Source organism: Lysinibacillus sp. K60, from assembly GCF_019731275.1.
GTDB classification, from domain to species: domain Bacteria; phylum Bacillota; class Bacilli; order Bacillales_A; family Planococcaceae; genus Lysinibacillus; species Lysinibacillus capsici.
Genome location: NZ_JAASJR010000001.1, coordinates 297,055 through 312,451, shown reverse-complemented (window position 1 = coordinate 312,451; position 15,397 = coordinate 297,055). Strand labels below are relative to the sequence as shown.

The window sequence follows — 15,397 nt, the reverse complement described above, 5'->3', positions numbered from 1 at the left end:
TGACGAAGTGAAGGGTAACGCAACGAAGTCCTACTCCCCTGAAAAGCAGGGGCTATTATTTTCTACCCGAAAGCGGAGGGTAACGGAGCGGCTGAAGGGTAACGCAACGAAGTCCTCTCACCTGAAATGCAGAGGCTATTAATCAACATAAAAAAACAGGCCGTGTGTCCACTGCCTGCTTTTTAAACTTGTAAAGCTTTATTTACTTCATCACGCACTTCGAAAATATCAAACGGTTTTGTAAAGTAACGAATGGCTCCTAATTCTAACGCTTCTTGCACAACATCCAATTCTCCGTATGCTGTCATCATAAAAACAGGCAGCTTCGGAAATTTCTTTTTTAAACGTCTCAAAATTTCAATACCATCCATTCCTGGAATTTTCATGTCCAGTAAAACACAATCCATCTCTTGTTCGTCTGCATACTTTAATGCCTCTGAACCATTCGCTGCTAAATATGTAATATATCCTTCCTTTTTCAGCACTTCATTTAAAAGTAAACGAATTCCCTGCTGATCATCGACAATTAGTAATCGTTTCACATCGCATTCCGCCCTTTTTAGTTTTATTCTTACACAAAAACTTTCTTTATTATGTATAATTCTCCTTTTTCAGCTTAATACCTTCTAGTATTATAAATTATCTGCTTTTGCTTTCTACCTTTTACCCTCTATAATATGAATAGAGGTGGGAACATGTCAAAAATTCTAACAACACAATTAAGTGGATTATTACAAAGAATTACACAAAATGAAGAAGATGCTATCGAGGAGACAGCAAGGTTATTAGCACAAGCCGCAATCGGCGAAGGAAACGTCTATTTTGCTTGCTTTGGAGAAATGCAGGTTGTGGAATTAAATGCACTTCAAGCAGTCGAAACCTTTAGCAAGTTAGCACCTTGGACTACAGACACAAGCTTAACAGAAGCTGATCGGGTTTGCATTTTTACTCGTAGTGCATATGATGAAGAAGCACTCGTCTTAGCCCAAAAATTAAATACACAATTTATTCCCTTTGCTGCTATAGCTAGTGAAGCAGCTAGTGGAGATAACCCTCTTGCAGATTTAGCCTATACGTATGTTTCTACGCGCATTAAAGGCGGTTTAATACCAAATGATCTAGGTCAACGTATTGTTGTACCACATGCACTTGCAGGACTCTTTGTATATGAAGCTGTCAAAATTGCTTATGATGAAATGCTTGGGTTGGATGAAGAAGAATTGTAGTGATCAACTTAAAAAGAGTTGTCTCGTGTATAACGAGACAACTCTTTCTGATTATTTAAATGTTGAGCCGATAAAGTCGCGGAACAATGGTTGTGGACGATTAGGACGTGACACTAGCTCTGGGTGGAATTGACAGGCTACAAAGAAATTGTTTTCTGGTAGCTCAATAATTTCAACTAATTTGCCATCAGGGCTTGTACCTGAGAAGACAAGGCCAGCTGCTTCCATTGCCTCACGATATTCATTGTTAAATTCATAGCGGTGACGATGACGCTCATAAACAAGCTCTTTACCATAAGCTTTGCTTGCTTTTGAACCATCCTTTAATTTACATGGATATAAACCTAAACGTAAAGTACCACCGATATCTACAGTATCATTTTGATCTGGTAAGAAGTCGATAATTGGATACTCTGTATTTGCATCAAGTTCTGTAGAATGAGCACCTTTTAGGCCAAGAACATTACGTGCAAATTCTACTGTTGCTAATTGCATTCCTAAACAAATGCCAAGGAAAGGAACATTATTTTCACGTGCATATTGTGTTGCTAAAATTTTACCTTCAACACCACGATCACCAAAGCCACCTGGTACTAAAATAGCGTCAGCACCTTTTAATAGCGCGGCAACATTGTCAGCATCAACGTGTTCTGCATTAATCCAGTCAATTTCAATATCAGAATTATATGCATATCCAGCATGCTTTAATGCCTCAACTACAGAAATGTAAGCATCTTGTAGTTCTACGTATTTCCCGACTAATGCTACCTTTCTTTTATTTGGTAAGTTCTTCACTTTTTCTACAAGCTCACGCCATTCTTCCATATCTGCTTCTGGAGCTTCCATACCAAAATGATCCAAAACGATATCATCTATATCTTGCGCATGTAGGTTTAATGGTACTTCGTATAAATGCTCAGCATCACGAGATTCAATAATTTCATGTGGTTGAACATCACAGAATAACGCTAATTTCTCTTTCATTTCTTGTGGTACTTCTTGTTCAGTACGAACTACGATAATATTTGGCTGAATACCTAAAGAGCGTAATTCTTTAACAGAATGCTGTGTAGGTTTTGTTTTAAGTTCACCAGCTGCTTTAATATAGGGAATAAGTGTACAGTGAATATACATTACATTGTTATGCCCTAAATTTGTTTTCATTTGGCGAATGGCTTCTAGGAATGGCAATGATTCAATATCACCTACTGTTCCACCAACCTCTGTGATCACAACGTCTGCGTTTGTTTCACGACCAGCACGTTGAATACGATCTTTGATTTCGTTTGTAATATGAGGAATTACTTGGACAGTTCCACCGTTATAATCTCCACGACGTTCTTTCTGTAATACAGATTGGTAAACACGACCAGAAGTTACTGTAGAATGTTTCCCTAGGTTAATATCAATAAAACGTTCATAGTGTCCTAAGTCTAAATCTGCTTCAGCACCATCATCTGTTACAAAAACCTCACCATGTTGATAAGGACTCATCGTACCTGGGTCAATATTGATATACGGGTCAAATTTTTGAATCGTCACTTCTAACCCACGATTTTTTAATAAACGGCCTAAAGATGCTGCAACAATCCCTTTTCCAAGTGATGATACAACCCCACCTGTTACAAAAATATACTTCGTCATGAATAAATTCCTCCTTATGATGTTCTAAAATATTAGTGCGTTTAGGGGGGATCAGAACCATTTACATTCTAATACCCTAAAAAAAGAAAAGCCGAGAATGTCTACAAAATGTAGTCGATTCGAAGCTGTAATCGGTTCTATCTCTTTTCCACTTTCCTTTAAACCATAAAACTCTAATAGCTATTCAGTCACCGTTTACTATACATCATGAATAATTAAAAACATTTATATTCATATCGATATTAAAAGTATGGGAGAACTAAAATGATTAAAGTTAAAAACAAAAAAACGCTCCTCCTGCATAGGTTTGCAGGGGGAGCGTATTATATACACGGTCTTTCTCCTTCTTTTAAGGAGCCCAAGTAAAAGATTAAACGTAACCGTGATAGAAGTCAAGATTTTTTGCTTCTAGCTTAAAAGAAAGAAAATTCTAAGAGTACTGTATTAGATCTCTTCCTCTTCTTCTTCAAATTCTTCTTCCTCTTCATCGATAAACTCTTCATCAATTTCTTCATCAATTTTTTCTAACTCTTCATCATCAAAGTCGATGTCTTCTTTATCGTCATCTTCTTCTTCAAGATCTTCTTCATCAATGAACTCTTCAAAGTCTTCATCAAAGTCGATATCTTCTTCATCTAAGTCTACATCTTCATCAAGATCCTCTTCATCAAAGGCAGCTTTAGATTTTTTCTTTTGAGTCTTAACAGAAGGAGCTGTTTCTTCTTCGATTTGCTCTACTTTAAACCATTCACGTAAGCCCCAGCCTGCTTCTTGATTATATAAGAAGCGACCATCAATATTGATATCTGTATAAAATTGTAACAGACGGGATTTCATTTCTGCATCACTATAGCCCACAAGCTCTTGAATTAATTTTAATAAATCATTAAAAGACACTGAGGCACGTTTTTCATTTAAAATTGCATAAGCTAAGTTAATTAACGATTCTTCTGTTAATTGTTCCTTTGTCATTTCACGAAAATTCAATTCGTGCACTTCCTTTCCCTCGTCACAATGGACGTTTTAAAATTACATGGTGCTTTATTCTCCAAGCGCAGCAAAAATGGCCACGCAAAAGGTACTTTCCATACAATAAGCATAATACCCATTATATACAAAGTTTTAGCCCCTTTGCTAGCTTCAATTACTGTTTTTTATATTACGCATTTTTTTTATTCCAAGATAAAACAAATAGACAGATAATAGTAGTAAAGGAATAGCGCCAATTTGCTTATTATACAGGAAAAAGGCTCCCAATACTAAAGCTAATATAATTATGTAGTGAATAGCTGATTTCATCCTCTACTGCGCCTCCCCTTTTTTTACATTTCTATTATAACGAAAATAAAAAGAAGTGCCTAATCTTAAGACTAGACACTAGAAATTAGAGAAGCATGATACTTGAAATAGAAAACAAGAGTTTTGAACAACCTTGCTTACATATTACGACGATATTGTCCGCCAACTTCATATAAAGCTTTTGTAATTTGTCCTAAACTTGCTACTTTTACTGACTCCATTAGCTCCGCAAAAATATTGCCATTATTGACGGCCACTTCTTGTAGACGTGCAATCGCAGCTTCACTTTCCTCTTCATGTGCTTTCCAAAAAGCTTGTAAATTACGAATTTGCGTCTCTTTTTCTTCTGTCGATGCACGCGCAATTTCCATATTATCTATATCAGCATCTGAAGGTGGATTTGGGTTCAAGTAAGTATTAACACCAATGATTGGTAACTCCCCTGAATGTTTTAACATTTCGTAGTACATAGATTCTTCTTGAATTTTACCACGTTGGTATTGTGTTTCCATAGCACCTAACACACCGCCACGATCATTAATACGATCAAACTCTTCAAGAACTGCTTCTTCCACAAGATCTGTTAATTCTTCAACAATAAATGCGCCTTGTAGTGGGTTTTCATTTTTTGCTAGACCATGCTCTTTTGTAATAATCATTTGAATTGCCATAGCACGTCTTACAGATTCCTCCGTAGGTGTAGTAATGGCCTCATCGTAGGCGTTTGTATGCAATGAGTTACAGTTATCTTGTAATGCCATTAAAGCCTGTAATGTTGTACGAATATCATTAAAATCAATCTCTTGTGCGTGTAAACTGCGCCCTGACGTTTGAATATGATACTTTAGCTTTTGAGCGCGCTCATTAGCACCATATTTATCACGCATTACAATAGCCCAAATACGTCGTGCCACACGGCCGATTACTGTATACTCTGGATCTAGTCCATTTGAGAAGAAGAATGATAAATTTGGTGCAAAGTCATTGATATTCATGCCACGACTTAAATAATACTCTACATACGTAAAGCCATTAGCTAAGGTGAAGGCTAATTGGGAAATAGGATTTGCTCCAGCTTCCGCAATATGATAACCCGAAATGGAAACAGAATAATAGTTACGTACTTTATGGTCTATAAAGTATTGCTGAATATCGCCCATCATACGTAAGGCAAACTCTGTTGAGAAAATGCATGTATTCTGTCCTTGATCTTCCTTTAAAATATCAGCTTGTACTGTTCCACGTACAACTTGCAATGTTTTTTCACGTGTCTCGGTAAACTCTTCAACTGTCAAAGTTCGTCCTAGCTCTTGCTCACGTAATTGAACTTGTTGATCGATTGCTGTATTCATAAACATCGCTAAAATAATAGGTGCTGGTCCATTAATAGTCATTGATACAGATGTAGACGGTGCACATAAATCAAAGCCTGCGTAAAGCTTTTTCATATCTTCTAGTGTACAGATCGATACACCTGATTCTCCAACCTTACCGTAAATATCTGGACGGTAATCTGGGTCTTCCCCATACAATGTTACAGAGTCAAATGCTGTAGATAAACGTTTTGCATCATCATCCTTTGATAAATAGTGGAAGCGTTTATTTGTCCGTTCTGGTGTTCCCTCGCCAGCAAATTGACGCTTCGGATCTTCACCCTCACGTTTGAATTGGAAAACCCCCGCCGTATATGGGAATTCGCCAGGAACATTTTCTTTATAAACCCAACGCAAAATTTCCCCATAGTCTTCAAACTTCGGTAAGGCTACTTTTGGAATTTTCGTGCCAGAAAGACTAGTTGTTTTTAAGATGGTACGAATTTCTTTATCACGAACTTTAGTCACAAACTCATCACCAGCATAAGCTTCTTTTAATGCCTGCCAATTATCCAATATACGCTTAGATTCTGCTGTTAATTCATCTCTAACACCTTCTGCTAAAGAAGTAAGCGATGCCACAAGCACATCATCTGGCGCTTTTTCTTGAACGGCTGCAATAGCACCTTCTAATTGGAACAGTCGACGAGCAAATGCCACCTGCTGCTCTGTTTTTTTATGATAGCCACGGACAGTGTCCGTAATCTCACGTAAATAATAACGGCGATCGTTTGGAATAATAACATCTTGCTTTTGCGTTTTCGCAAATTGCTCATAGCTTGTTTCCCAATTAAAACCTGTTTTTTCGTTAATTATTTTAACAAGGGCAGCGAATAATGCATTTGTTCCTTTGTCATTAAATTGGCTAGCTATTGTACCATAGACTGGCATGTTATCAAGTGATTCATCCCAAAGCTCGCGTGAACGTTGATATTGTTTTTGTACTTGTCGTAGGGCGTCCTCTGAGCCTTTTCGCTCAAATTTATTGATCGCAATAACATCTGCAAAGTCAATCATATCAATTTTCTCAAGTTGTGTAGGTGCACCGAATTCGCTTGTCATGACATACATGGATAGATCCGTGTATTTAGTAATTTCGGCATCACCTTGACCAATTCCACTTGTTTCTACGATGATTAAGTCATAACCCGCTACACGTACTACATCTAGCACATCACCAATTGATGCAGATAATTCAGTACGTGAGCCACGTGTTGCTAAACTACGCATATAAACACGATTATTAAAAATAGCGTTCATGCGAATACGATCCCCAAGCAAAGCTCCACCCGTTTTTTGCTTTGTTGGATCGACTGATAGAATGGCTACACGTTTATCTGGGAATTCTTTTAGGAAGCGGCGAATCAGTTCATCCGTTAAGGATGATTTCCCTGCACCACCTGTTCCCGTAATCCCCATTACAGGCGTACTTTTTGAAAGCTTTCTTGCCTCTGCTAGCATTTCTTTCGTAGCTTCATCGTCATTTGACTCAGCTGCTGTTATTAGATTGGCTAAAATTTCAGGCGTCTCTGTCGTTAAAGCCTTTAATTTCTCTAAATAATTACCTGTTGCAGTAGGAAAATCTGTTCCTTTAATTTGTTCATTAATCATTCCCTGTAGCCCTAAAACACGGCCATCCTCTGGTGAGAATATACCTGCAATGCCATACGTATGAAGCTCTTTAATTTCACGAGGTAAAATAACTCCTCCACCACCGCCATAAATTTTAATATGTGGTGCTCCTTTTTCACGCAGTAAATCATACATATATTTAAAGTATTCCATATGTCCGCCTTGATAAGAAGAAACAGCAATCCCTTGTGCATCTTCTTGTATCGCAGCATTCACGACTTCTTCAACAGAACGGTTATGACCTAAATGGATTACCTCTACACCGCTCGATTGTAAAATGCGTCGCATAATATTGACTGAAGCATCATGTCCATCAAAAAGACTCGATGCTGTCACAAAACGTACGTGATTTTTTGGACGATATACTTCTACCTTTGTCATATGAAATCCCCACTCTCTCCCATATTGAATAAAAAAAGCCGGCAATTGCAATATCGCTATATGCAATTGCCGACAAACCCCTTACAAAATATTAAAACCCCTTTATGCCTGAAATGAACAAGGTGATTTGCATGTCAATGAATTCGTCAATAGAATGCTGACGATGTAAAGCCCATTTGCGAAACGCCCAGCTTTGTCCTGAAACAACTAAGTTATTGGCTGCTAAATGGATTTGCTTATCTGTCATTGTTAGTTCGCCAGACTGCACACATCGCTGTAACAAGCGTTCAAATGTGGCAACCATTTCAAACTCTTTACTAAAAACATAGCGTTGTGCTTCTTTCGACAATGATTTTGTTTCTTGATACATGATTGTTAGCTCATCAACCATACTATCGATTTGCAGAAAGTATTCCCGAATCATTTCTTTTAACTCATCAATTGTTCCTGCTTTAATCTCATAACTTGAAAGACGCTCCATCGCATGGTGATAGATACTGTCACAAACAAGGTATAGAACGTCTTCTTTCGTTCGGATGTATTCATACAACGTACCGATACTAAAGCCTGCAGCTTTTGCAATCTCTCTCGTCGTGGCACGGTGAAAGCCTTTTTCTTTAAATAGCTTAATAGCTCCTTGAATCATTTGTTCACGACGAATGGCGATTAGATTTTCATCTTTTACGGTTGACTGTACTTGGGGCCTTTTATCTTTATCAGTCATCAATTATTTCGTTAGCATACGCGAGATAACAAGACGTTGAATCTCCTGCGTACCTTCGTAAATTTGTGTAATTTTAGCATCACGCATAAAGCGCTCTACAGGGTAATCTTTTGTATAACCATAGCCACCAAATACTTGAACCGCCTCTGTCGTTACACTCATCGCTGTATCGCCAGCCATTAATTTCGCCATTGCAGATGCCTTACCATATGGTAGGTTATTAGATTCTAACCATGCCGCTTGGTATGTAAGAAGTCGAGAAGCCTCTATTTGCGTTGCCATATCAGCTAATTTAAAGGAAATGCCTTGATTTGCAGTGAGCGGTTTACCAAATTGCACACGTTCTTTGGCATAGTCAACTGCTGCATCGAGTGCTCCTTGTGCAATTCCTACTGCTTGAGCTGCAATACCATTACGTCCACCATCTAGTGTCGTCATGGCAATCTTAAAGCCTTCCCCTTCAGCCCCTAATAGATTTTCCTTTGGAACACGACAGTTATCAAAAATAATCTCTGTTGTTGGAGATGAACGAATTCCTAATTTCTTTTCTTTCTTCCCTACAGAGAAACCTTCAAATCCAGCTTCCACGATAAATGCGGATGTGCCATGTTTTGCTTCTGGATCTGTTACTGCAAATACAATATATGTATCTGCTACTCCACCGTTCGTAATAAAGATTTTTGAGCCGTTTAAAATATAATCATCGCCATCACGTTTTGCATAAGTTTTCATGCCACCCGCATCAGAGCCAGAGCCAGGTTCTGTTAAACCATATGCACCAATATGTTTGCCTTCAGCCATTGGACGAAGGTATTTTTGTTTTTGTTCTTCTGTACCGAATTTGTAAAGTGGCCAACCTGCCAGTGAAGTATGTGCAGATAAAGTTACCCCAGTCGAGGCACAAACACGTGAAAGTTCCTCAACAGCTATGACATATGCAAGGTAATCAAATCCTGCACCACCATATTCCTCAGGCCACGGAATACCAGTAAGCCCAAGCTCCGCCATTTTGTCGAAAATCGCACGGTCAAATTCTTCATTTTCGTCACGTTCAGCAGCTGTTGGCGCCACTTCATTTATAGCAAAATCACGAATCATTTCACGTAATTGTTCATGCTCTTCTGTTAACTGAAAGTTCATTGTCCATTTCCCCTTTTTAGTTAGACTCTGTTTTGTATTACCTGATTATGGTTAGTTTAGATTAGGAGCGTTTTCCCCTCACTCTGGAACGGTACACATCACTTTGTACCATTCGCAATATCAGGCTTTATTTCAGTAAATGTTTACTAATGACTAGTCGTTGAATCTCACTTGTACCTTCATAGATTTCTGTCACCTTTGCATCGCGGAAATAGCGCTCTACTGGATAATCTTCCGTATAGCCATAGCCGCCAAATATTTGAACAGCCTCTATTGCCGTTTGTACCGCTGTTCGTGATGAGAAAAGTTTAGCCATTGAAGCTTCTGCTCCACATGATAAACCTTTTGCTCGTAAATCGGCTGCACGATAGACTAACAGTTTTGCAGATTCAACTGCCGTTGCCATATCCGCAAGCTTAAATCCAACACCTTGTTGCGTGGCAATCGGCTTGCCAAATTGAATGCGTTCTTTAGCATAGGCAGTAGACGCTTCTAGTGCCGCCTCAGCAATTCCTAACGCTTGTGCTGCAATGCCGATTCGTCCAACATCTAAATTGGCCATCGCAATTTTAAAGCCTTCTCCCTCTTCCCCAAGTAGGTTGTCAGCTGGAATGCGACAATTATCGAATGTCAGCTGAACTGTACGTGAGCCGTGTAATCCCATCTTATGCTCATCTTTTCCGATGATTAAACCAGGCGTTCCCTTTTCAACAATAAATGCTGAGATACCCTTTGTTTTTTCAGCTGGGTTAGTTGAGGCGAATACAATATACACATCAGCTTCTCCACCATTTGTAATAAATACTTTGGAGCCGTTAATCACATAATCATCGCCATCACGCACTGCCTTAGACTGTAAAGAGCCAGCGTCTGAGCCTGCACTTGGTTCTGTTAAACAAAATGCGCCTAAATATTCGCCTGTTGCAAGCTTTGGTACATAACGTTTCTTTTGTTCGTCATTCCCAAAGTAAATAATTGGATTCGTTCCAACTGAAGTATGGACGGATAAAATAACACCCATTACAGCGCTTACTTTTGATAGTTCATTAATCGCAATAATATAAGATGTAAAATCCATGCCAGAGCCACCTAAGTCTTCTGGCGTCGTAATCCCCATTAAGCCAAGTTCACCCATTTGCTGTAGAAGTTCACGTGGAAATTCTCCCGCTTCCATTCGCGCCACCCATGGTTGAATTTTTTCCTGAGCAAATTGACGAACCATATCGCGCATCATAATTTGCTCATCTGTAAATTGCAAATGCATCTATAATGTCACCCCTCTAAGTTGTCCCGAAACATCTAAATAACCCCATCCCCATAGGATTACTCGTAAACGTAAAAACCTCTTCCTGATTTCTTACCTAGCCAGCCAGCTGCAACGTATTTACGTAGCAGTGGGCAAGGGCGATATTTACTGTCTCCAAGACCCTCATGTAAAATTTCCATGATGTAAAGACAAGTATCTAATCCAATGAAATCTGCCAATGTTAATGGCCCCATTGGATGATTCATACCAAGCTTCATCACATCATCAATTGCTTCTTTTGTCGCCACACCTTCGTAAAGTGCATAAATCGCTTCATTAATCATCGGTAGTAGGATTCGGTTTGAAATAAATCCTGGGAAATCATTCACTTCTACTGGTGTTTTCGATAATTTAACCGTCATCTCTTCAACAGCTTTGTACACTTCATCTGTTGTTGCTAAACCTCGAATGATTTCAACAAGTTTCATAACTGGTACAGGATTCATAAAGTGCATACCAATTACTTGCTCTGGACGTTTTGTTACTGCTGCAATTTCTGTAATAGGCAGTGAAGATGTATTCGTAGCTAAAATAGCATGGGCTGGCGCAATGCCATCAAGTTGCTTAAAAATGGATTGCTTAATTTCCATATTTTCCACAGCTGCTTCAATAATAATATCTACATCACTAGCATCCTGTAAATCTAGTGACATACTAATTCGACTTAGAACAGCAGCCTTCTCATCTTCTGTTTTGCGCCCTTTTTCTACATCACGTGACAAATTTTTGGTAATAACCCCTAAACCACGCTCAAAAAATTCTTGTTTGATATCGTTCAATTTCACATCAAAGCCTGCTTGTGCACAAACTTGGGCAATACCAGAGCCCATTTGCCCTGCACCAATGACCATTACCTTTTGAATTCCCATTAGTTCAGTCCCCCTGTTTTTGGTACTTCAATCATAATTGCATCACCTTGGCCGCCGCCTGAACAAATTGCGGCAATGCCAATGCCACCGCCACGACGCTTCAATTCCTGTGCAAGTGTTAATATGATACGTGCTCCAGATGCCCCAATAGGATGACCTAAAGCAACTGCACCGCCATTAACATTCACTTTTTCTGCATCTAAATCTGCCAACTGCTTGCTGACTAAAGCTACCGCTGCAAAGGCTTCATTGATTTCAATTAAATCAATATCTGCTAATGATTTATTAGTCTTTTTCAGTAATTTATTAATAACAAGACCTGGTGTTTGTGGGAAGTTTTCTGGCTCAAGCGCAAGTTCTTCGTGACCAACGATTACTGCCAATGGTTCTCTACCTTCACGTTTTGCACGTTCCTCACTCATGACAACAAGTGCACATGCACCGTCGTTAACCCCAGGTGCATTACCTGCTGTAATCGTGCCATCTTTGTCAAAGGCTGGTTTTAGCTTCGCCAGTACCTCCAAAGATGTTCCTGCTCTTGGTGCCTCATCTGTATCAACAATAAGTGGATCACCTTTCCGTTGAGGAATCTCTACTGGTACGATTTCTTCAGCAAAGTAACCTTTTTCAATTGCGGCTAGCGCACGTTCATGACTGCGTACTGACCAAGTGTCCTGTTCTTCTCGACTTAGCGAGAACTCTTTAGCTGTTGCATTACCATAGCTACCCATATGCGGTCTTGCTTTATCGAAAGCACATGTTAAGCCGTCATATAGCATGCCATCTACCATTGTAGAATCTCCCATACGCAAACCATTTCGACCATTCAGAAGATAATATGGTGCATTGGACATAGATTCCATGCCACCCGCAATAATCACTTCTTCGTCCCCTAAACGAATCAATTGATCTGCTAATGTCACCGCACGCATCCCTGAAGCACAAACTTTATTGATTGTTTCTGTTTTTACTGCTGTTGGTAAATTTGCCTTCAGAGCAGCCTGTCGAGAAGGAATTTGCCCCTGTCCCCCTTGTAAAACCGAACCTAAAATTACCTCATCCACTTGCCCAGGTGCAAGATTTGCTTTCTCTAATGCCCCTTTAATTGCAATCGCACCTAAATCACTCGCATGTAATGCTGATAATGAACCTCCAAATTTACCAAATGCAGTTCTTGCCCCTGCTAAAATTACAGCTCTATTCAAGTAAAACACCCCTTTTGTTTTACGTTCTCGATGAAGCTGCAAAGCATTATTGACTGAACGCTCGCTCGACTTCTATCGAGGAAAAATGGGAGTTTATTATCTCAACTCCCATTCCCATTTAATCTTATTCTACAAAACAATTTTTTATTGTGCAATTTATATTTTTCAGATAACTAAAATATTTCTGCAATAGCAATCATTTTTCTGCGTTCGCTTCCGTATTCTCGTCTTGTTGAGCATTTTCTATAGACGCTACCACTTCTTCGTATGTTTCTTCTGTTTCTTCGGAAGAAGGATTAACTGCCTTTACTTTTTCACCAAACACTGAACGTTCTAGTAATTCTGCAACATCAAATGTTCCAATAGAGTCTTCAACCTCTTTTGCCTTTGTACCATCTTCTAGCATTGTTAGGCAGTAAGGACAGCCCGATGAAATAACTGATGCATTTGTTGCAAGAGCCTGTTCTGTTCGAGCTACGTTAATGCGATTTCCTACATGCTCTTCCATCCACATTAATCCACCACCAGCTCCACAGCACATCGCTGTTTCGCGGTTACGTTCCATTTCAACAAGCTTCACGCCAGGGATTCCTCGAAGGATCTCACGTGGGGCATCATATACATCATTGTAGCGGCCTAAATAACAAGAATCATGGAAAACAATCGTTTCATGAACCTCATAGTTTAGCGCTAGACGATTTTCCTCAATCAACTGATTTAATAACTCAGTGTGATGATACACTTCACCTTTCCAACCAAAGTCTTGATATTCATTTTTAAAGATATTGTAGGCGTGAGGATCGATTGTTACAATTTTCTTCACGTCATTTTTCTCAAACTCATCAATATTTGCTGTAGCTAGCTCTTGGAATAAGAATTCATTCCCTAAACGACGAGGTGTATCCCCAGAGTTTTTCTCTTTATTACCTAAGATTGCAAACTTCACACCAGCTTCGTTTAATAGACGGCAGAATGCTAAAGCGATTTTTTGAGAGCGATTGTCGAAAGCTCCCATCGAACCAACCCAGAATAAATACTCCATTTCCTCGCCAGATTTTTTCAGCTCTTTTACAGTTGGAATTTGGATTGTTGGATCTAGATCACGCCAATTTTCCTTTTCCTTGCGGTTCAAGCCCCAAGGATTACCTTGTCGTTCGATATTCGTCATTGCACGTTGAGCATCAGGATTTACTTTCCCTTCAGTCATTGTTAGATAACGACGTAGATCAATAATTTTATCAACATGCTCATTCATTACAGGGCATTGATCCTCACAGTTACGACATGTCGTACAAGCCCAAATTTCCTCTTCTGTAATGACATCGCCAATTAAAGATGGACTGTAGATATCCTCAATTACAGCACCTTCAGCACCAGCTGCCATTGCAAGCTGATTACCCTTTGTATTGGCAAAGAATTGATAAGGAACCCATGGTTTTTGCTTTGTTACGACTGCGCCCGTAAATGTTAAATGGTCACGCAATTTTACGATTAAATCCATAGGAGACAGCATTTTCCCTGTTCCTGTTGCTGGACACATGTTTGTACAACGTCCGCATTCTACACAAGAATATAGATCGAGCATTTGCTTTTGTGTGAAGTCCTGTATGCGTCCTACCCCAATAGAAGGCATATCCTCTTCGCTTTCAGCATTTTCTAAGGCCTCAAAATCAATTGGTGTTAATGTACCCGTACGATCTAAACGATTCATGTAAACATTAAGCGGACTGACAATTAAATGGAAATGTTTAGACTGCGGTACGTATACAAGGAATGTTAATAGAATTAAAAGGTGTGCCCACCACATTACATAAAACACACCAGCGGCAACTGATGTAGGTAAGAAGCCAAAAATAGCAGCAATACTTGAAGCAACTGGCTCCGTATAAGTTAATCCCTCACCATGCCAAATTAATCCCATACCATTAGCGATTAATGTAGATACCATTAACCCCCCAATGAAAATTAATACAAGGCCGTTTTTCCATCCTCGTTTTAGACGCACTAGCTTTTCAACATAGCGGCGGTAAAATGCCCACACTACCGCGATTAAAATCATTAAAACTACTAGTTCCTGGAAGAATGTAAAGACACCATAGAAAATGCCTAGTGGCAGATGTGACTCTGGTGCTAGTCCTTTCCAAATTAAATCAATGGCCCCTAACTGTACCATCAAAAATCCATAGAAAAACATAACATGTATTAAACCACTCTTTGGATCCTTTAATAGCTTATTTTGACCAAATACATTGACCATAATATAACGAAGTCGTTCTTTAACACTTTCATCAAACTCAACCTTTTTCCCCAATTGCACATACTTATAGCGTGTTTTCAACAGGTAGAAGAACAATCCTACTGCATAAAGCACAACCACGACTGTTAAGACAATGTTAGCAATTAATAATGGACTCATGGTTGGTCCCCCCTTTAGTTTGTCGTAATTTTCTCTCTTTGTGACGAATTTGCTAGTTCATACAGAAATGTACTTCACTTTATCATTATATTCCTATTCTAATAAATGAGTGAGCATTCAGTCAACATAAAACGGAAATATTTCTGATAATTTTATATTCTTACATTTTACAAGAAAAAAAG

The 15,397-nt window shown here is 39.1% G+C and carries 11 protein-coding genes; 1 reads left to right on the top strand and 10 read right to left on the bottom strand.

The annotated features are described in order from the left end of the window. Positions 1–182: 182 nt before the first annotated feature. Positions 183–542: a response regulator gene (locus tag HCH28_RS01630; protein ID WP_004269444.1), complete on the bottom strand. Its 360-nt coding sequence runs from the start codon at positions 540–542 to the stop codon at positions 183–185. Positions 543–695: 153 nt separating this feature from the next. Between HCH28_RS01630 and HCH28_RS01625 the strand changes: the two genes are divergently transcribed. Further along, entirely contained in the window at positions 696–1,226 is a 531-nt protein-coding gene (locus HCH28_RS01625) for a DUF2529 family protein (protein WP_221679352.1), read from the top strand. Positions 1,227–1,277: 51 nt separating this feature from the next. Here HCH28_RS01625 and HCH28_RS01620 read toward each other — a convergent pair whose 3' ends face one another. The 9 genes from HCH28_RS01620 to HCH28_RS01580 form a co-directional block, all read right to left on the bottom strand. Further along, positions 1,278–2,870, bottom strand: coding sequence for a CTP synthase (locus tag HCH28_RS01620; protein ID WP_221679350.1), 1,593 nt, complete (start codon positions 2,868–2,870; stop codon positions 1,278–1,280). Positions 2,871–3,314: 444 nt separating this feature from the next. Continuing rightward, on the bottom strand, positions 3,315–3,857 hold the full coding sequence (gene rpoE, locus HCH28_RS01615) for a DNA-directed RNA polymerase subunit delta (RefSeq protein WP_221679348.1): 543 nt from the start codon (positions 3,855–3,857) through the stop codon (positions 3,315–3,317). A 449-nt stretch (positions 3,858–4,306) separates the two neighbouring features. Continuing rightward, complete coding sequence (icmF, locus tag HCH28_RS01610) at positions 4,307–7,555, bottom strand: fused isobutyryl-CoA mutase/GTPase IcmF (protein ID WP_221679347.1); 3,249 nt, start codon at positions 7,553–7,555, stop codon at positions 4,307–4,309. A gap of 91 nt (positions 7,556–7,646) precedes the next feature. Next, positions 7,647–8,279, bottom strand: coding sequence for a TetR/AcrR family transcriptional regulator (locus HCH28_RS01605; RefSeq protein WP_004269438.1), 633 nt, complete (start codon positions 8,277–8,279; stop codon positions 7,647–7,649). 3 nt (positions 8,280–8,282) lie between these two features. Further along, positions 8,283–9,419, bottom strand: a complete 1,137-nt coding sequence (locus HCH28_RS01600) for an acyl-CoA dehydrogenase (protein ID WP_004269437.1) — start codon at positions 9,417–9,419, stop codon at positions 8,283–8,285. A 127-nt stretch (positions 9,420–9,546) separates the two neighbouring features. Further along, positions 9,547–10,683: an acyl-CoA dehydrogenase gene (locus HCH28_RS01595; protein ID WP_221679346.1), complete on the bottom strand. Its 1,137-nt coding sequence runs from the start codon at positions 10,681–10,683 to the stop codon at positions 9,547–9,549. Between the two features lie 59 nt (positions 10,684–10,742). After that, on the bottom strand, positions 10,743–11,594 hold the full coding sequence (locus tag HCH28_RS01590) for a 3-hydroxybutyryl-CoA dehydrogenase (protein WP_004269435.1): 852 nt from the start codon (positions 11,592–11,594) through the stop codon (positions 10,743–10,745). Continuing rightward, positions 11,594–12,799, bottom strand: coding sequence for an acetyl-CoA C-acetyltransferase (locus tag HCH28_RS01585; RefSeq protein ID WP_221679345.1), 1,206 nt, complete (start codon positions 12,797–12,799; stop codon positions 11,594–11,596). Before HCH28_RS01585 ends, HCH28_RS01590 begins: the two co-directional genes overlap by 1 nt. 196 nt (positions 12,800–12,995) lie before the next feature. Continuing rightward, complete coding sequence (locus HCH28_RS01580; RefSeq protein ID WP_221679344.1) at positions 12,996–15,215, bottom strand: heterodisulfide reductase-related iron-sulfur binding cluster; 2,220 nt, start codon at positions 15,213–15,215, stop codon at positions 12,996–12,998. Positions 15,216–15,397: the final 182 nt, after the last annotated feature.